Source organism: Cellulophaga sp. HaHaR_3_176 (assembly GCF_019021925.1).
GTDB lineage: Bacteria > Bacteroidota > Bacteroidia > Flavobacteriales > Flavobacteriaceae > Cellulophaga.
The window spans coordinates 1,790,537-1,810,950 of sequence record NZ_CP058990.1; the positions used below are offsets into that span (position 1 = coordinate 1,790,537).

Genomic DNA, 20,414 nt, shown 5'->3' on the forward strand with positions numbered 1-20,414 from the left:
ATGAAAACAGCATATATAGTAAAAGCATATAGAACAGCAGTAGGAAAAGCACCTAAGGGAGTTTTTCGTTTTAAAAGAGCTGATGAATTAGCTGCTGAAACCATTCAGCATATGATAAGTGAAGTACCTCAACTAGACAAAAAACGTATTGATGATGTTATCGTTGGTAACGCAATGCCTGAAGGTTCTCAAGGATTAAATATGGCTCGATTAATCTCACTTATGGGATTAGATATCGTAGATGTACCCGGTGTAACAGTTAACCGTTTTTGTTCTTCTGGAATTGAAACTATTGGTATAGCAACAGCTAAAATTCAATCTGGTATGGCCGATTGTATTATTGCTGGTGGTGCAGAAAGCATGAGCTCAGTTCCTATGACAGGAAATAAACCTGAACTAAATTATGATTTAGTAAAATCTGGTCATGAAGATTATTACTGGGGAATGGGAAACACTGCTGAAGCAGTTGCTAACCAATTTAAAGTATCAAGAGAAGACCAAGATGAGTTTGCTTACAACTCACATATGAAAGCTTTAAAGGCACAAGCAGAAGATCGTTTTCAAGATCAGATTGTTCCTATAAAAGTAGATCAAACCTATGTAGATGAAAATGGTAAAAAAGCAACAAAAAGCTATACCGTTAATAAAGATGAAGGCCCTAGAAAAGGAACTAGTAAAGAAGCTTTAGCAGGTTTAAGAGCTGTTTTTGCTGCAGGCGGTAGTGTTACTGCTGGTAATTCATCTCAAATGAGTGATGGTGCTGCTTTTGTTTTAATCATGAGTGAAGAAATGGTTAAAGAGTTGAATATTGAACCAATTGCTCGTTTAGTTAATTACGCTGCTGCTGGTGTAGAGCCACGTATTATGGGAATTGGTCCTGTAAAGGCTATTCCGAAAGCATTAAAACAAGCAGGATTAAAACAAGAAGATATTGAGCTTATAGAATTGAATGAAGCCTTTGCTTCACAATCTTTAGCAGTAATGCGTGAGTTAAATTTAAATCAAGACATCGTTAACGTAAATGGTGGTGCTATTGCTTTAGGACACCCATTAGGTTGTACTGGTGCTAAACTTTCTGTTCAATTATTTGATGAAATGCGTAAGCGTAGCATGCAAGGTAAATACGGAATGGTAACCATGTGCGTAGGTACGGGGCAGGGTGCTGCTGGTATTTTTGAATTTTTAAAATAATAATCCCAATTAAATCTTTCCTTTTGGAAGGCTTTTTAAATATAAAAAAGTAAAAATCTTAACTTAAAATAACAGATCTCAATTCCCTTTCTTTTATAAGGGAAAGGGAAAAGAAAAATTATAGCAATGGCAGAAAAAGAAATACTTAGAGGTGGTCAATTCCTTGTTAAGGAAACAAATTGTGAAGACATTTTTACTCTTGAAGATTTATCTGAAGAGCAAAAAATGATGCGTGATAGTACTAAGGAGTTTGTAGACCGCGAACTTTGGGCGCATTGGGAACGTTTCGAGAAAAAAGATTATGCATATACTGAAGAAACCATGCGTAAAGCTGGTGAGTTAGGTTTACTAAGTGTAGCTGTACCTGAATCTTATGGAGGAATGGGAATGGGCTTTGTTTCAACAATGTTAGTGTGTGATTATATTTCTGGAGCAACTGGTTCTTTCAGTACTGCTTTTGGTGCTCATACAGGAATTGGGACAATGCCAATTACACTTTATGGTACTGAAGAACAGAAACAAAAATATGTACCTAAATTAGCTTCTGGTGAGTGGTTTGGTGCATATTGTTTAACTGAGCCTGGTGCTGGATCAGATGCTAATTCAGGAAAAACAAAAGCTGTTTTATCTGATGATGGTAAGCACTATAGTATTACTGGTCAAAAAATGTGGATTTCAAATGCAGGTTTCTGCAGTGTTTTTATAGTTTTTGCTAGAATTGGTGATGATAAAAATATTACAGGATTTATTGTAGAGAATGATCCTTCTAACGGTATTTCTTTAGGTGATGAAGAAAAGAAATTAGGAATCCATTCTTCTTCTACACGCCAAGTTTTCTTTAATGAAACAAAAGTTTCTGTTGAAAATATGCTTTCAGATAGAGGTAATGGCTTTAAAATAGCTATGAATGCACTTAATGTTGGTAGAATTAAATTGGCTGCTGCCTGTTTAGATGCACAACGTCGTGTAATTGGTGAGGCTACTAAATATGCAAATGAGCGTATTCAATTTAAAACACCAATAATGAATTTTGGTGCTATAAAAGCTAAAATAGCAAATATGGCTACTAATATTTATGCTGATGAATCTGCTGCATATAGAGCTGCTAAAAATATTGAAGATAGAATTGCAATGCGTGAAGCTGCAGGAAACTCTCATCAAGAGGCGGAACTAAAAGGTGTTGAAGAATATGCTATCGAATGTTCTATTTTAAAAGTAGCTGTGTCTGAAGATTGCCAAAGTACTACCGATGAAGGTATTCAAATTTTTGGAGGAATGGGCTTTAGCGCAGATACTCCAATGGAATCTGCTTGGAGAGATTCTCGTATCGCTCGTATTTACGAAGGTACAAATGAGATTAACCGTATGTTAGCTGTAGGTATGCTTGTTAAAAAAGCAATGAAAGGTCATGTTGATCTTTTAGGTCCTGCAACTAAAGTTGGTGAAGAATTAATGGGTATACCTTCTTTCGACGCTCCTGATTTTTCTGAGCTTTTTGCTGAAGAAAAAGACTTAATAGCTAGATTGAAAAAAGTATTTTTAATGGTAGCTGGTTCTGCTGTTCAAAAATATGGTCCTGAATTAGAAAATCACCAACAATTGATGATGTCAGCTTCTGATATATTAATTGAAATATACATGGCAGAATCTACCATATTAAGAACTGAGAAAAATGCAAAACGATTTGGAGAAACTGAACAAGCTACACAAATTGCAATGTCTAAATTATACTTATATACCGCTGTAGATACTGTTATACAAAAAGGAAAAGAAGCTGTAGTTTCTTTTGCTGAAGGAGATGAGCAACGTATGATGTTAATGGGACTTAAACGTTTTACAAAATACACCAATAACCCTAACGTAGTAGCTTTACGCACACAAATTGCGGATAAAGTAGCTGCAGATAACGGTTATACCTTTGACTAATTCCGATTACGTTTTTACCTGATAGTAGGTAAAACAGAAAAGCCACTCTAATTTAGAGTGGCTTTTTATTTTAAACGTTATTTTATTTTAATCTCTCATAGATTCTAATACATTCTCTTCTGCACCTTTTTTAGAAAAATTAATAGCACACTCTATTAACGCCAAATGAGAATATGCTTGCGGGAAATTACCTAACAATCTTTTTGTCTTAAAATCAATATCTTCACTAAATAAGCCTAAATGATTGCTATAACTTAAAAGTTGTTCAAAATGTTTTAAAGCTTTTTCCTCTTGCCCTATTTTAAATAAGCTGTTAATAAACCAGAATGTACAAATTGTAAATGATGACGAAGGCTCTCCAAAATCATCTTCGTTTTTATAACGATACATAAGGCCATCATTACATAAATCTTTTTCTACAGCTAATACTGTACTCACAAATTTAGGATCTTTTGCATCAATAAAGCCATAAGACTCCATTAAAAGTACAGAAGCATCCATATGTTTAGAACCATACGATTGTGTAAATGCCTGCTTTTCTTCGTTCCAAGCGTTTTCCATTATATCTTTTCTGATTTTTTCTTCCAATGGTTTCCACTTTTCTATTTTATGCTGTTTGTTCAACATTTCAGCAACCTTAATTGCTCTATCAATTGCCGTCCAACATAAAACTTTTGAAAACGTAAAATGCCGATCCTCTGATCTAAATTCCCAAATTCCTTTATCAGGTTCTTGCCAGTGCTTTTCTACAATCCAAACAATACCTTTCGTTATTCCCCAAAGTTCTTCTCCATTTTGGATATCTATACTGTATTGTGATATTAGTTCATGAATAACATCCATCAAAATACCATAAATATCGTTCTGTACTTGCTCGTAAGCAGCATTACCTATCCTCACTGGTTTAGAGCCTTTATAGCCGCTTAAATGCTCTAAGGTTTCTTCTGTAAGCTTCTTTTCTTTATTAATACCATACATGATTTGGAGCTTCTCATCTTTATCTGGTATTAAATCTATTATAAATTGCAAATATCTTTTAGCTATATTTTTATGACCAAGTTCTGATACTACTTTTATAACCATTGAAGCATCTCTTATCCAACAAAAACGGTAATCCCAATTTCTAACCTCACCTATAGTTTCTGGTAAAGATGTTGTTGCGGCCGCTAATACAGCTCCAGACTTATCATAACTTAAAAGCTTAAGAGTTAAAGCACTACGCTTTATTTCTTTATCAAATTTACTATATGTTGGTGTTTTTAATGACCAATCCATCCAATAAATACGTGTTCTTTCTAAATCTAAAAAAACTCTCTCTACTGTTGGTAAAAATATCTTTTCATTATATGCTAAAAGAAAAAATGCATTTTCTTTTAATTCAATTTCTTCTCCGCTTAATACTTTCTCTTTATCAAAAGATGTATATAAAAAAACAGTATCGAACTTTATATCGTGTGTAAGACTCGCTATAAAATCTTTTTTAATAAAAGATTTTGTTTCCCCTTGTGCATATTCCAACTTCGGATCATATACAATTTTAAATTTAGGGGCTCCTGAAATTAGTTTTATATATCTAATTAATTCTGGTGGAGAAAAATAAGTGTCATCATCTTTGTAATAACGAGGCATAAAATCATGTATTTCAAAACAATCTTCACCTGAAGTAAATTTTGTAATTAAAATAGCTGTCTCGGCATCATAAGCTTGGTTAATTTTATAAGTATCATCAACAGTAAAACCGAAGCTCCCTCCTATTTTTTCATCTAATAAACTAGCAAAAACCGATGGTGAATCAAATTCTGGTAAACAACACCAGTCTATTGAACCATTCTTAGAAACTAATGCCGCACTTCTACAATTTCCTATTATTCCGTAATCTAAATTATCCATATCAATAAATCGTTAACTCAAAAAGCTAATAATATTGCATTTGCTCTTCTTTTTCACGAAATTTAGAGAAATTAATTCTAAAAAAAGCCAAAATATAACTAATTATGAGCAAAACTATCATAATCTCAAATAGACTACCAGTACAATTACAAATTCACAATGGAAATATTAATGCAGTGCCAAGTGTAGGTGGTTTAGCTACAGGAATGAAATCTGTTCATTCTGGTGGAGATAGTCTTTGGATTGGTTGGAGTGGCTTGACAGATGAAGAAATACCTGAAGAATTAGCAGGTGACATTGATAAAGCTTTAGCTGAGCATGGCTCCTCAAAAGTAAATTTAACTGCTGAAGAAGTAAACGGTTTTTATTTTGGTTTTAGTAATAGAACCATATGGCCTTTATTCCATTATTTCTTACAGTATTCTGAATTTGAATTAGATTATTGGGAAACATACAAAGCTGCTAATCAAAAATTTGCAGATGCAATTATAGAAAAGGCTAATTCTGATGATACGATTTGGGTACACGATTACCAATTAATGTTAGTTCCACAAATGGTTAAAGAAAAAATGCCAGATGTATCTATAGGTTTCTTTTTACATATTCCCTTTCCTTCTTATGAAATATTTAGAACACTGCCTTGGCGTACAGAAATTCTAAGAGGGTTACTTGGTGCAGATTTAATTGGTTTTCACACCTATGATTACGAACGTCATTTTTTAAGCTCCGTTAGGCGTTTGTTAGGCTTAGAAGTAAGTTTCAATGATATATACCTTGAAGACAGAATTATAAAAGTAGATTCTTTTCCAATGGGAATCGATTACAAAAAATTTAGTGATGCAGCCAAAGAACATTTAAATAGAAAACCTGAAGAGCTTTCTGAACTTCAGAAAAGATTAAACGCTCACAAAGTTTCTAATCCAGAAGCTAAATTCTTATTATCAATAGATCGTTTAGATTACTCTAAAGGAATCGCCAAACGTTTAAATGCATTTGAATACTTTTTAAACAAATACCCTCAATATAAAGAAAAGGTAAGATTGATAATTCTTGCCGTACCTTCAAGAAGTAATGTCCCCCAATACAAACTTCTTAAAAGAGAAGTTGATGAGTTAGTGGGACGTATTAATGGAGAATTTTCAACTGTTAGTTGGACTCCCATTTGGTATTTCTACAGATCTATGCCTTTTGATAATTTAATAGATTTATATACCTCTTCAGATATTGCTTGGTTGACACCTATTAGAGATGGGATGAACCTAGTCGCTAAAGAATACATTGCTACGAGAACTGACAAAACAGGGGTTTTAATACTTAGTGAGATGGCAGGTTCGGCTAATGAAATGAATGAATCTTTACTAATAAACCCTAATAATTTTGAGCAAATAGCTGATACTATTAAAGAGGCTATAAATATGCCAATTGAAGAGCAGAAAGAAAGAAACGGAATTTTACAAAAACGATTAGAACGCTACAATGTAGAAAGATGGGCTAATGATTTTATGAGTTCTTTAGAAATTCAAAAAGAAAGTAGCAATGTTTATGTTTCTAGAAAATTATCAGAAAAACTAATTAACTCTGTAGAGAAAGAATATAAAAAAGCAAAAAAACGTTTGGTCTTTTTAGATTACGACGGCACACTTGCTGCATTTCATAATGACCCACAAAAAGCAAGTCCTGATGATGAACTTTATCAATTATTAGACGCTATTTCTTCTCAAGAAAATACAGATATGTATTTAATTAGTGGTCGTGATAAAGAAACATTTGCCAAATGGTTTTTGCCTAAAAAATATAATATGATTGTTGAGCATGGCGTTTGGATATCTAAAAATGGAAATGAATTTTCTATGTTAGAAAACGTAAAGAAAGATTGGATGGAAAAAATTCTTCCTGTATTAGAGTCTTTTGTTGATAGAACACCAGGGAGTTTCATTGAAGAGAAAAACTATTCTTTAGCATGGCATTATAGAAAAACGGATCCTGATTTTGGTCAAAAAAGAGCTACAGAACTAAATACCGTATTAACAAGTTTAATTGCAAATGACGATTTAAGTGTTTTAAATGGTAATAAGGTAATTGAAATAAAAAGTAGTAATGTAAATAAAGGGCGTGCAGCCATGCGTGTTTATAACGAAGCAGATTATGATTTTGTTTTTGCTATTGGAGATGATTGGACTGATGAATTTATGTTTCAAGAATTACCTGAATCTTCAACAACAGTAAAAGTTGGTTTACAAAAAACAAGCGCTAAATACTATGTAGATGGAACTAAAGACGTTCGTGAAATTTTAAAACGTTTTATTATTAATTAGTTTTTGATGTTTATAACGACTAACGTGATTAATATCTAGATTCATTGAAATATAAATCGCATATTTTACCTGTACTAATACTAGCACAATTTGCCTGCACATCTTTATGGTTTGCAGGTAATGCAATTGTTAATGAACTTGCCCTAAAGACAGGGCTAGGATCCGAAATAATTGGATATGTTTTATCGTCTGTTCAATTAGGTTTTATAGCTGGCACTCTAGTTTTTGCCCTAATGATGATTGCAGATAGGTTTTCACCTTCTAAAGTATTTGCAATATGCGCGCTTTTAGCAGCTTTATGTAATGCATCCTTAGTAGCAGAAGACACTAGTAAATGGCATTTACTAGTCGCCCGTTTTGGAACAGGTTTTTTTTTAGCAGGAATTTATCCTGTCGGAATGAAAATAGCTGCCGATTACTATAAAGATGGTTTAGGAAAAGCCTTGGGTTTATTAGTCGGAGCTTTAGTTTTAGGTACAGCTTTCCCTTATTTAATTAGTAGCTTTAAACTTGTTAGTAGTTCTAATTTTATTTTAATAACCACATCATTATTATCTTTGATTGGAGGTGCTTTTATTTTATTATTAGTACCAAATGGACCTTATCGTAAAGAAAATAAAAAATTAGAAATAAAAGCAGGCCTTTCTCTTTTTAAGATTGCTGATTTTAGAAAAGCTTCTTTTGGTTATTTTGGTCACATGTGGGAGCTTTATGCTTTTTGGGCTTTTACACCTTTTGCTTTAGATACATATAATTCAATGTATCAAAAAACATTATCTGTTCCTTTATGGACATTTATTATTATTGCATTGGGTGCATTATCTTGTGCGCTGGGAGGTTTTATTTCTGAAAAAATAGGCAGTTACAAAGTTGCTTTATATGCTCTTTTATTATCTGGTTTATTTTGCATTGTATCGCCTTTTCTCTTTCTACTCCCTTCTACTTTTTTTATATTAGCGTGGTGTTTATGGGGTATGGCAGTAACTGCAGATTCTCCTCAATTTTCAAGTTTAATTGCAAATGCTGCTCCTATTAATTTGAAGGGAACTGGTTTAACATTAGTAAACTGTATTGGTTTTGCCGTTACTATTATAAGCATACAGCTTTTGTCTTTTTTATCTTTAAAAGTAGATGCTACTTTAATTTTTATATTTTTATCCTTTGGTCCTATTTTAGGTCTATATCACTTGCTAAAGAAAAAGAATTGATTATGAAAAAAATCCTCCTTTTAATTCCTGTTTTAATTTTCACCACATTTACTTCTGCTCAAACAGATGTTAGAATTTATGATATTATAGACGCTATTTCTGCTGATAGAATAAAACAAGATATTACTACATTAACTGAATTTGGAACTCGAAATACTTTTAGCGATACTATTTCAGAAACACGTGGTATTGGAGCTGCAAGAAGATGGATAAAATCTGAATTTGATAACATATCTAAAAATTGTGAAAGCTGTTTGAATGTTTTTTATCAGAAGGATTTTGTTACAAAAGAAATGAGTACTAGAGTACCAAAAGATGCTTGGGTCGTAAATGTTGTAGCAATACAAAAAGGAACAAAATATCCGAACAGATTTATTATAATGAGTGGCGATATAGATTCTCGTGCTAGTGACACAATGGACTTTACAACTGATGCACCTGGAGCTAATGACAATGCAACCGGTATGGCTGGCACTATTGAAGCTGCTCGTGTTTTATCAAAATACAAATTTGAAAATAGTATTATATATGTAGGCTTATCAGGTGAAGAACAAGGTCTTTTTGGCGGTGGTGGTCTAGCAAAATATGCTAAAGAGCAAGATTGGGATGTTATCGGTATATTAAATAACGATATGATTGGTAATATTACTGGTGTAGACGGTGTTACTAGCAATCGCGACTTTAGAATTTTCTCTGAAGCTGTATCTACGACTGAAACTGATAAAGAACGACAAATGAGACGCTTTTACGGTGGCGAAGTTGATGGTATTTCTCGTCAATTAGCACGCTACATTCATAAAAACGTAAAAATTTACATGCCTGAAATGAATCCGATGATGATTTATCGTTTAGATCGTTTTGGTAGAGGTGGCCATCACAGACCATTTAATGATGCTGGTTTTGCTGGCATTAGAATTATGGAAGCTCATGAAAACTACACACAACAGCATCAAAACATTAGAACCGAAAACGGAATAAATTACGGTGATATTTTAGAACATGTTAATTTTGAATATGCAAAAAAACTAACTGCTGTAAATGCAATAAATTTAGCTTCTATTGCTTGGGCACCACCTGCACCAAAAGAGGTGAAAATTGGTGGTATTGTAGAGCCAGCCGCTAAATTTCAATGGAGCAAAGTTGATGGCGCTATAGGTTATAAAATTTATTGGCGTGATACTACCTCTCCAACTTGGGATCATAGTAGGTATGTAGGTAATGTAACTGAGTTTATTTTAAATGGTATTGTTATAGATAATTACTTTTTCGGAATTTCATCTGTAGGGAAAGATGGATTTGAAAGCCCTGTTGTTTTCCCAAATGCAATCATAAGATAATAATAGCCACAAACTAATTAAATTAAAATATGAAAATACTATTAACCTCTCTATTCCTTGCTTTATCATGCACAACTTTATTCTCTCAAGGATTAATGTCTGATAAAGATAAATTTACTCAACAAGATACATTAAGAGGTACAATAACGCCTGAACGCGCCTGGTGGGATTTGAATTTTTATCACTTAGATATTGAAGTAAAACCTGACGAAAAATTTATTACAGGTAGTAACACTATTAGGTATAAAGTACTGGAGGAAAATCAAGTATTGCAAGTAGATTTGCAGCCACCTCTAAAAATAGAAAAAGTAACACAAGATGGTGAGCAACTAGAAGTTAATTCTAATACCAATGCTCATTATATCACCTTAAAAAAACCTCAAATAAAAGATGAATTTAACGAAATTATAGTCCATTATTCTGGCAAGCCTAAAGAAGCTATTCGCGCACCTTGGGATGGTGGCTTTTCTTGGAAAAAGGATAAAAATGGGAAAGATTTTATTGCGACATCATGTCAAGGTTTGGGTGCTAGTGTTTGGTGGCCAAATAAAGACCATATGTATGATGAGGTTGATAGTATGGCAATAAGTGTAAAAGTACCTAAAGGATTAATGAACATTTCAAACGGCAGACTCAAATCTATTGATGAGGGAGAAAGTACAACTACATATAATTGGTTTGTTGCTAACCCTATCAACAACTATGGTGTTAATGTAAATATTGGAGATTACGTACATTTTGGAGAAAAGTACGACGGAGAAAAAGGAGTTTTAGATATGGATTATTATGTATTAAAAGACAACCTTGAAACTGCTAAAACCCACTTTAAAGATGCTGCTAGATTAATGGAAGCTTTTGAGCATTGGTTTGGTCCCTACCCTTTTTATGAAGATAGTTATAAACTAGTTGAAGTTCCGTATTTAGGAATGGAACACCAGAGTTCTGTTACATACGGTAACAAATACATGAAAGGTTATTTAGGAAGAGATTTATCTGGTACTGGCTGGGGCTTAAAATTTGATTACATATTAATACATGAATCTGGACACGAGTGGTTTGCTAATAACATCACATATAAAGACATTGCTGATATGTGGATACATGAAAGCTTTACTACATATTCTGAAAATTTGTTTGTAGATTATTTCTATGGTAAAGAAGCCTCTTCAGAATACGTTATCGGAACTCGTAAAAGTATTATAAATGATAAACCTATTATAGGTAATTATAATGTAAATAACGAAGGTAGTAGAGACATGTATTTTAAAGGTGCTAATATCATACACACCATCCGTCAATTAGTCAATGATGATGAAAAATGGAGACAGATACTAAGAGGCTTAAATGAACAATTTTATCATAAAACAGTTACAACAAATGAAATTGAAAACTATGTTAGTAAAGAGTCTGGAATTGATTTAAAACCTTTTTTCAATCAATATTTACGTAGTATAAAAATACCCATTTTAGAATATAGAACAGAAGGTAAAACACTTATTTACCGTTACACAAATATTGTAGATGGTTTTAATATGCCTGTTCGATTATTTTTAAATGAAAACCCTGTTTGGATATCACCTACCGCTGAATGGAAAAAAGAAAAAATAAAAGGCTTAAACTCTAATATTATAATAGATAAGAATTTTTATATAGATACTAAAAAAACAGAGTAATTATACTATCTAACTTATTGAGTTGCCCTTCAATTATAGAAATATAAAATAAACTTATCTTTGCTGTAATCATTTTAAGAAGTGAACTAAGCTAGCGTGTTTCCGTTATTAGTTTTTCTTCTTAAAATGATCTTCAAATGTCCAAACTACCTTCAAAAAACCAATTTTTAGATCTTTCTGATTATGGAAGACCATTTGCTCGGTTTATAGCACAATCATTAAAAAACACATCATTCACTCCTATTCATGTAACTATTGGCTTTGTCATATCAGGCTTAATAGCCATTGCTTGTATTTTTCATGAGTATTATTGGGCCACTGCTTTCTTTTTAATACTAAAATCTATTTTAGATGCTGCTGATGGAGAATTGGCTAGAATAAAAAAAACACCATCATATACCGGCAGATATTTAGATTCGCTTTCAGATATTATTTTAAACTTTATTTTACTAGCTACTATTTGGCATGTTACTAATGGCAAAATAACTTATACAATTCTCGCTTTTATTAGTATTCAATTACAAGGCACATTATATAATTATTACTATGTGATTTTGAGAAATAAACACAACGGAGATACGACAAGTCGTGTTTTTGAAGATAATACACCTAAGGCTTTACCTGGCGAAAAACAACGTACTGTAAATATATTATTTATACTCTATAAAGTATGTTACGGAATTTTTGATAAAATTATTTATAAAATGGATAAGAATGCTGTTTCTAGTAAAAAGCTTCCTAACTGGCTAATGACAGCTGTTTCAACATTTGGACTTGGTTTTCAGTTACTGATTATATCAATAATGTTTGTGTTGAATTTAAAAGATTTTATAGTTCCTTTTTTTATTGCTTTTTCTGGTTTAATTTTTATTTTTATTGCTATCCGAAGGTATATAAATCGATAAAAGTAATAATAGAAATTCAAATGTTTTAATAGCTTTTCAAGCTAAATATGCATATTTTTAAATAAACGCCTTCTATAACAGGTAGTTTATAAAACACATTATATGAGTCCACTACTTCGAAATATTATGGCAGTTTTAGTAGGTTTATTGATTGGTAGCGTTGTTAACATGGGTATTATTATGGTCAGCAGTTCTATTATTCCTCCTCCGAATGGTGTTAATACAACCACAATGGAAGGTCTAAAAGAAGCTATGCATTTGTTTCAACCCAAACATTATATAATGCCTTTTTTGGCTCATGCAATAGGTACATTCGCAGCTGCTTTTATTAGTGTTAAAATTGCTGTTACACACAAACTTAAAATTGCATTTTCAATTGGAATATTATTTTTAATAGGTGGTATTACTAATGTTTTTTTATTACCATCTCCTATATGGTTTGCTATTACTGACGTTGTTATCGCATATATACCTATGGCTTGGATAGGAAGTAAAATTGGAACTAAAAAATGATCACAAAAAAAGAAGAAGTTTATTGGAGCCAACGCTATAAAGAACAAAACACGGGTTGGGATATTGGTTACCCCTCTACTCCAATTAAAAACTATATAGATCAGCTTAAAGATAAAAGCTTACATATTCTTATACCTGGAGCTGGTAACGCTTATGAGGCTGAATACTTATTAAAAAATGGTTTTACAAATGTTTCTATTTTAGATATTTCTGAAATTCCGCTTAAAGAATTTAAAAAAAGAAATCCTAATTTTCCTAAAAATCAATTAATTCATGCTAATTTTTTTGAACATATAGGAGCTTATGATTTGATTATTGAGCAAACATTTTTCTGCTCATTTATACCTTCAATTGAAAATAGAACTTCTTATGCTAAAAAAATGGCATCTATATTAAAAACGAATGGAAAACTAGTTGGCTTGTGGTTTGACATTCCCTTATCTGGTAATCTTAAAAAAAGACCATTCGGAGGTAATAAATCTTCTTACCTAAAGTATTTAGAAACTCATTTTAAAACAATAACATTTGAAGCTTCGTATAACTCTATACCCGCAAGACAAGGGAATGAACTATTCGGAATTTTTATAAAAAAATAATATTACAAACTATAGTTTTAAAAGCTTCCTTAACATCCTTTTAAGATTTGTCTGTATAGTTTTTGGTATTTTTAGGGCGACTAATTAACCTCTAATTAAAATAATGAAAAATTTACTTTCCCTAGTACTACTATTTGGGTTCTTCCAAGTAGTAGCACAAGATTTTGATATGAATCTTGTACAAGATTTAAAACCAAGAAACATAGGACCCGGCGGAATGAGTGGCCGTGTAACGAGCATAGATGCTGTACATTCAAACCCTGAAATAATATATGTTGGCACAGCTTCTGGCGGCCTATGGAAATCTACCTCTGGTGGTATAAAATGGGAACCCATTTTTGATAAAGAAGTTACAGCTTCTGTTGGAGCTGTTGCTATACAACAAAGCAACCCTTCTGTTATATGGGTTGGCACAGGCGAAGGCAACCCTAGAAATAGTTTAAATGGTGGCTACGGTATTTACAAATCATTAGATGGTGGTAAAAGCTGGAAATCTATGGGTTTAGAAAAAACAAGACACATTCATCGCATTGTTATTGACCCTACAAATCCAAATATTATATATGCTGCCGCAATAGGTTCTCCATGGGGAGAGCATCCTGAACGTGGCGTATTTAAAACTATTGATGGAGGAGAAACTTGGAAAAAAATACTATTTACCAATAACAAATCTGGCGCTGCTGATTTGGTGATGGACCCTAAAAACCCTAACAAACTAATTGCTACCATGTGGGAGCATAAAAGAGATCCTTGGTTTTTTAAATCAGGTGGTGAAGGTAGCGGTTTATATATAACACATGATGGTGGAAAAAATTGGAAAAAACTTTCTGATAAAGATGGCTTACCTAGTGGAGAATTAGGGAGAATTGGCGTTGCTATCGCTCCTGGGAAACCAGATATTGTTTACGCTTTAATTGAAGCTAAAAAAAATGCATTATACAAATCTGAAGATGGTGGTTTTAAATGGAAAAAGATTAATGAAAAAGAAGGTATTGGCAACCGCCCTTTTTACTATTCTGAAATATATGTAGATCCACAAAATGAAAACCGTATTTACTCAGTCTTTACTTATATAAATGTATCTGAAGATGGAGGTAAAAACTTTACACAACTAATGCCTGCTTACCGTGCAGATAACGGAGTACACCCTGATCATCATGCATGGTGGATTCACCCTAAAAATGGCCAGTTCATGATGGATGGGAATGATGGTGGAATGAATATTACTAAAGATGGTGGAAAATCTTGGCGTTTTGTTGGCAATATACCTGTTGCCCAATTCTACCATATAAATACTGATAACGAATACCCTTATAATGTATATGGTGGTATGCAAGATAATGGATCTTGGCGTGGTCCTGCTTATGTTTGGAAAGCCCAAGGTATAAGAAACAGCTATTGGCAAGAAATTGCTTTTGGTGATGGTTTTGACGTAGTACCTGACAAAGAAAATTCTAGATTTGGTTACGCAATGAGTCAGCAAGGTAATGTCTCAAGATACGATCATATAACAGGTAATAATTACATTGTACGCCCTACACCTCCCGATGCAAAAACTAAATTACGTTTTAATTGGAATGCGGCTATTGGCCAAGATCCTTTCAATAATAGTACCGTTTATTTTGGTAGTCAATTTGTTCATAAGAGCACCGACAAAGGCTTGACTTGGGAAATAATTTCTCCTGACTTATCTACAAACGACCCCGAAAAACAAAAACAAGGCGATAGTGGAGGTTTAACGATGGATGCTACTGGTGCTGAAAATCATTGTACTATTTTAGTTATAGAACCATCTACGCTTGAAAAAAATATGCTTTGGGTAGCTACTGATGACGGACGAGTACATTATACACAAAATAATGGAAATACTTGGGTTGATGTTACTCAAAATATTAAAGGCCTACCTAAAGGAAGTTGGATTCCACAGATAAAAGCTTCTAATAAAAATAAAGGTGAAGCTTTATTAATTGCAAATGATTATAGAAGGTTTAATTACACACCATATGCTTATAGAACAACAAATTATGGTAAAACCTGGGAACGCATTGTTGATGCTACTGATGTAAAAAGCTATACATTATCTATAATTGAAGATCTTGAAAACCCTAATCTTTTATTTTTAGGAACTGATGATGGTTTGTATATATCTTTTAATGCAGGTACTAAATGGCAAAAATGGACAGAAGGTTTCCCTACTGTGTCTACAAAAGATTTGGTTATTCACCCAAGAGAGCATGATTTAGTAATAGGTACTTTTGGCCGTGCTGCATGGGTTTTAGATGATATTCGACCTTTAAGAGCCCTAGCTTCAGATTATACTATATTACAAAAAGATGCTAAACTATTTACACCTCCTACAGCATACCAAGCAGCGTATCAACAACCAACGGGTAGCAGGTTTGGTGCTGATGCTATATTCAACGCTGAAAATAAAAAATCAGGAGCCATGATAACCTATTTCTTGAAAGAGGGAAAAGCTAAAAAATTGGATACTGAAACAAAATCAAATAAAAATGACGCTTCTAATACAAATTTAACTGAAGCAAATAATGTTGGGTTAACAGGTGTTCAGAAAAAAGATTCTATTCAGTTTGATATTTATGACGGAGAAAGACATATACGAACTCTTAAATATAAAACACCTGAGAAAGCTGGGTTTCACCGAGTATATTGGAAAATGGATGAAAAAGGTGCTGATTCTCCTTCAAGAAAAATTAGTAAGATTAAAAAAGAACAAGGTGGTGTGGATGTAAAACCTGGTTTTTACACTATTAAAATGTCATATGACACTATATCTGAAAAAACTCAAATCGAAGTAAAATCAGACCCTAGATTAGATATTTCTGAAACTAATATTAATGAAGTTTATGCTACATCTAAAAAAATAGAAAACTTAACACAAATAGCTGCCGATGCTGTACTGCAGTTAGTAACATCTAAAAATATTGCTATAAAATATCAGAAAGAATTAAAAGAAATTGATAAAGAAAAATACCAAGATGCTATTAAATTATCAACTGAAATAATTAAAAAAATTGATAAAGAAATAGCTTTATACTTAGGTAAAGATGACAAACGACAAGGTATTACTCGTAATCCTGAAATTACCGTTATGCAAAGGATAGGTAACGCTCGTTACTATAGTTCTACAAGACAAACAGGAATAACATCAACAGAAAAAAACCTCATTCGTTTTGCTGAACAAGAATTAAAACAAGCTGTAGAGAAAACAAATATCTTTTTTGATTCTGAATGGAAAACATACAGAACATCTATAGAAAATTTAAATAGCACACCTTTTAAAGAAACAAAAACGATTAAATTTTAATCCATGAAAAAAATTGCCTTTTTAATTGCCCTTAGCTTTTTATCAATCAGTAATGCCCAAGAAACCGGAGAAGATAATTGGGGTGCTTGGTATATGTATTTTGGTACTAATAAAATATCAGAGAAATTAAGTATACACACCGAAGCTCAATTTAGATACTATGAAACTTCTAATAATTTTAACCAAATGCTTTTACGTACAGGTTTAAATTATCATATAAACCCTAATGCAATTGCAACAATTGGCTATGGTTATATTAGTACCGATGGTACTTTTGATGAGTTACCTGATGAAGAAAATAGTAATGAAAATAGAATTTTTGAACAATTTATACTTAAAAATAAATTAGGCAATGTTTTATTTGAACATCGTTATAGATTAGAGCAACGTTTTTTATCAAACCAAAACACAACTGACACACAACATAGAGCTCGATATCGATTACAAGTTACACTACCATTAACTGATATTTTCTTTTTGAATTTTTATGACGAAGTGTTTTTAAATTTACAAGATGATGTTTTTGGACAAAATCGTTTATACGCGGCCTTAGGTGTTAATGTAACTGAAAACTTAGCGCTACAAACTGGATATTTAAAAAACCACTTTTCGAACGCCAATTTTGATAGAATACAAATCGGAGTTTTTTACAACCCCGACTTAAGAAAAAAGAAATAGATTAAGGTTATATACCATTGATTGCAATTAAAATAAACGTAATTTTATACTTACTTATAAAACAATAAAAATGAAAAAGACATTATTAGTATTATCATTAGTTATTGCTGGATTAACTTACAGTTGTAAAGAAACTAAAAAAGATAACAGTGCTGCTGCAAAAACTGAAACTGTAGAAGAGCCGTTTTCATTAATTAAAGATTCTACAAAAGTTAGTTTCACGGCATATAAAACAACAGATAAAATACCAGTTGGAGGTATTTTTAAAACAATTAATATTAAAAACGAAGGAACAGGTGCTACAGCTTTAGAAGCTATGGATGGTACTGAATTTAGTATACCCGTTTCTAGTTTATTTACTAATGATGGTACTGGCACGAGAGATCCTAAATTATTAGAATTCTTTTTTGGCGTTATGGATAATACTGAATTAATTTCTGGTATTTTTAATGTAGATGGTGATGCATGTTCTTTAGAAATTACCTTAAATGGAGAAACTGGAACTATTGCATTAGAAACTCTAAAAAATTCTGAAACTAAATACACTTTTACAGGAGTATTGAAATTAGGGGACTGGAATGCTTTAGATGCTGTTGCTTCGATAAATAAAGCTTGTGAAGCATTGCACACTGGACCAGATGGTGTTAGTAAAACATGGGAAGATGTTGCTATAGAAGGTGTAGTTGTTTTTGAAAAAAAATAATCACATTTTAGGGATTGAGTTAACAATAAACTCTGATAAGCGCATTTCTTTTTAAGCTCTTTTATACTTTTAGTGTTAATTATAAATAACAAAAAACACTACTATGAAAAATACAATATTTCTTTTATCTATTACAGCATTAAGCTTTTCTTACGGCTGTAAAGATGCAAAAAAAGAAACAAAAGAAATGAATTCTGAAGTTGAAGCTACTATTATGGATGTAGAATCAGAAAAAGAGTCTAAATCTATTACTATAACGCTAGAACCTAAAAGTGAAAGTGATGTCAAGGGAGAGGTAACTTTTACGCAAGATGGAGAAACTGTTGCAATGATGGCTACTCTATCTGGCTTAAGCGAAGGTGAACATGCCATACACATTCACGAAACTGCAGATTGTTCATCTGCAGATGGTAAATCGGCTGGCGGACACTGGAACCCAACATTTCAACCACATGGAAAATGGGGTACTGAAGAAGGTTATCATAAAGGAGATATTGGTAATTTTGCTGCTGATGTAGATGGAAATGCTACGGTTGAATTTAGTACTGACGAATGGTGTATTGATTGTGACGATGAAACAAAAAACATACTAGAAAAAGGTGTTATAGTTCACCAAGGTACTGATGATTATACATCGCAACCAAGTGGCGATGCTGGAGCTAGAGTTAGTTGTGCTGGTATAATTCAATAAATTAAAATATAAACAAATTAAAAACTGCCTTTAGTGCAGTTTTTTTTTATCTTACATTATTAAATTCATTCTATGGAATTAGAACTTTTAGTTGACAATTTTCGGAATAAAGACCAAAAAGCTTTTGAAAAGCTATATGGTATGTATTCTGATAATATCTGCGGCGTTATTAATACAATCGTAAAAAATAATGATATCGCTGAAGAAATTTGTCAAGATGTTTTTGTGAAGGCTTGGAATAACTGTGAAAGTTACAATTCTTCAAAAGGACGATTTTTTACTTGGATATTAAATATTGCTAGAAATGCAGCTATTGATCAAGTACGTTCAAAAGCACATAAAAATAGTAAACAAAACCTATCCTCTGATTTTTTCGTAAATATACTTGAAGACAGTAATGACCTTAATACTGAGGTTGATACAATAGGATTAAAGAGTTTACTTAAGAATTTAAAAGAAAAATGTGTTCAAATTATAGATTTACTATATTTTCAGGGCTATACACAAAAAGAAGCCTCTGAAGAATTAGAAATTCCGATAGGAACCGTTAAAACAAGAAATAGGAGTTGTATCTCTCAAATTCGAAGCAATATAGCAATATAGCATGGATATAGAAAAATACATAGAGACAGGAGTTTTGGAGCTTTACGTAGCTGGCATACTTTCAGAAAAAGAAAATCTGGAAGTGGTCGATAATGCTAAACAATATCCAGAAATTAAAAAAGAAATTGTAGCTATTGAAGCTTCTATATTAGCACTATCAAAAGCTGCTGCACCAAAATCTCGTTCTTTTGAAAAAGAATTTATAGGTGTAAAAAATAGAATTCAAAAAGCATTTGAATCTAAGGTTATTGAAATGCCTTCTGAAAAATCATCTAATTGGTCATCATACCTTGGTTGGGCTGCATCTGTTATTTTAGCAGCAAGCTTACTTTGGATGTATTCTGAAAACAATTCATTAAAGTCAGAAATCAATGTAGCTTCTCAAAATAATGAAACTTTAGAAATTCAAATTGAAGAAGCTAAAATTTCTCTAGAAAAATCTAAAGACCTTTTAACTACGATTAGAGATAAAGACATACAAGTAGTCGCTTTAGGCGGGCAAGCTGTTGACCCTGACTCTTATGCAAAAGCATATTGGAATAAGAAAGAACAAAAAGTATTTATTGATGCTCAAGGTTTACCAGAACCACCAGATGGAATGGTTTACCAAGTATGGTCTTTAAAATTAGACCCACTTACACCTACGAGTATGGGATTATTAGAGGATTTTATATCTGATGATAATAAGGTTTTTGCCTTAGCTAACCCTAATGAATCTGAAGCATTCGGAATTACATTAGAGCCAGCTGGAGGTAGTGAATCTCCTAACCTAGAACAACTTTATACTTTAGGAGCTGTAAATTCTTAAAATAGAATCTAAACATTAAAAAAGCCGCTGAATTATTTCAGCGGCTTTT

At 32.4% G+C, this 20,414-nt stretch carries 16 protein-coding genes; 15 read left to right on the forward strand and 1 reads right to left on the reverse strand.

Annotated elements, in window-relative coordinates; genetic code table 11:
• The gene (locus H0I23_RS07795) at positions 1 to 1,191 is read left to right on the forward strand and encodes an acetyl-CoA C-acyltransferase (protein WP_216785895.1); all 1,191 of its coding nucleotides are present in this window, start codon (positions 1 to 3) and stop codon (positions 1,189 to 1,191) included.
• Positions 1,192 to 1,317: 126 nt separating this feature from the next.
• Positions 1,318 to 3,117 carry an acyl-CoA dehydrogenase family protein gene (locus H0I23_RS07800; protein WP_216785896.1) on the forward strand — a complete coding sequence of 600 codons (1,800 nt, stop codon included), beginning with the start codon at positions 1,318 to 1,320 and terminating at the stop codon, positions 3,115 to 3,117.
• Positions 3,118 to 3,204: 87 nt separating this feature from the next.
• Here the strand turns inward: H0I23_RS07800 and H0I23_RS07805 are convergent, their stop codons facing one another.
• Positions 3,205 to 5,007, reverse strand: a complete 1,803-nt coding sequence (locus tag H0I23_RS07805; protein WP_216785897.1) for a glycoside hydrolase family 15 protein — start codon at positions 5,005 to 5,007, stop codon at positions 3,205 to 3,207.
• Between the two features lie 104 nt (positions 5,008 to 5,111).
• Here H0I23_RS07805 and H0I23_RS07810 point away from each other — a divergent pair, with 104 nt between their 5' ends.
• From H0I23_RS07810 to H0I23_RS07870, 13 genes are all read left to right on the forward strand, one after another.
• The gene (locus H0I23_RS07810; RefSeq protein WP_216785898.1) at positions 5,112 to 7,322 is read left to right on the forward strand and encodes a bifunctional alpha,alpha-trehalose-phosphate synthase (UDP-forming)/trehalose-phosphatase; all 2,211 of its coding nucleotides are present in this window, start codon (positions 5,112 to 5,114) and stop codon (positions 7,320 to 7,322) included.
• Between the two features lie 44 nt (positions 7,323 to 7,366).
• Positions 7,367 to 8,530, forward strand: a complete 1,164-nt coding sequence (locus H0I23_RS07815; protein ID WP_216785899.1) for a nitrate/nitrite transporter — start codon at positions 7,367 to 7,369, stop codon at positions 8,528 to 8,530.
• A gap of 2 nt (positions 8,531 to 8,532) precedes the next feature.
• On the forward strand, positions 8,533 to 9,867 hold the full coding sequence (locus H0I23_RS07820; RefSeq protein ID WP_216785900.1) for a M28 family peptidase: 1,335 nt from the start codon (positions 8,533 to 8,535) through the stop codon (positions 9,865 to 9,867).
• Positions 9,868 to 9,896: 29 nt separating this feature from the next.
• Positions 9,897 to 11,540 (forward strand): M1 family metallopeptidase, encoded by a 1,644-nt coding sequence (locus H0I23_RS07825; protein WP_216785901.1) that lies wholly within the window; start codon positions 9,897 to 9,899, stop codon positions 11,538 to 11,540.
• A gap of 137 nt (positions 11,541 to 11,677) precedes the next feature.
• Complete coding sequence (locus tag H0I23_RS07830) at positions 11,678 to 12,445, forward strand: CDP-alcohol phosphatidyltransferase family protein (RefSeq protein ID WP_216785902.1); 768 nt, start codon at positions 11,678 to 11,680, stop codon at positions 12,443 to 12,445.
• Positions 12,446 to 12,547: 102 nt separating this feature from the next.
• Positions 12,548 to 12,958 (forward strand): hypothetical protein, encoded by a 411-nt coding sequence (locus H0I23_RS07835; protein WP_216785903.1) that lies wholly within the window; start codon positions 12,548 to 12,550, stop codon positions 12,956 to 12,958.
• Positions 12,955 to 13,554: a methyltransferase domain-containing protein gene (locus H0I23_RS07840; RefSeq protein WP_216785904.1), complete on the forward strand. Its 600-nt coding sequence runs from the start codon at positions 12,955 to 12,957 to the stop codon at positions 13,552 to 13,554. Before H0I23_RS07835 ends, H0I23_RS07840 begins: the two co-directional genes overlap by 4 nt.
• Positions 13,555 to 13,657: 103 nt before the next feature.
• The gene (locus H0I23_RS07845; protein WP_216785905.1) at positions 13,658 to 16,882 is read left to right on the forward strand and encodes a hypothetical protein; all 3,225 of its coding nucleotides are present in this window, start codon (positions 13,658 to 13,660) and stop codon (positions 16,880 to 16,882) included.
• A gap of 3 nt (positions 16,883 to 16,885) precedes the next feature.
• Positions 16,886 to 17,560, forward strand: coding sequence for a DUF2490 domain-containing protein (locus H0I23_RS07850; RefSeq protein WP_216785906.1), 675 nt, complete (start codon positions 16,886 to 16,888; stop codon positions 17,558 to 17,560).
• 70 nt (positions 17,561 to 17,630) lie between these two features.
• Positions 17,631 to 18,263, forward strand: coding sequence for a hypothetical protein (locus tag H0I23_RS07855; RefSeq protein ID WP_216785907.1), 633 nt, complete (start codon positions 17,631 to 17,633; stop codon positions 18,261 to 18,263).
• Between the two features lie 103 nt (positions 18,264 to 18,366).
• A complete protein-coding gene (locus H0I23_RS07860; protein ID WP_216785908.1) occupies positions 18,367 to 18,954 on the forward strand; it encodes a superoxide dismutase family protein in 588 nt (195 codons plus the stop codon).
• Positions 18,955 to 19,026: 72 nt separating this feature from the next.
• Positions 19,027 to 19,557, forward strand: coding sequence for an RNA polymerase sigma factor (locus H0I23_RS07865; RefSeq protein WP_216785909.1), 531 nt, complete (start codon positions 19,027 to 19,029; stop codon positions 19,555 to 19,557).
• Position 19,558: 1 nt separating this feature from the next.
• Positions 19,559 to 20,365 carry an anti-sigma factor domain-containing protein gene (locus H0I23_RS07870; protein WP_216785910.1) on the forward strand — a complete coding sequence of 269 codons (807 nt, stop codon included), beginning with the start codon at positions 19,559 to 19,561 and terminating at the stop codon, positions 20,363 to 20,365.
• Positions 20,366 to 20,414 lie beyond the last annotated feature (49 nt).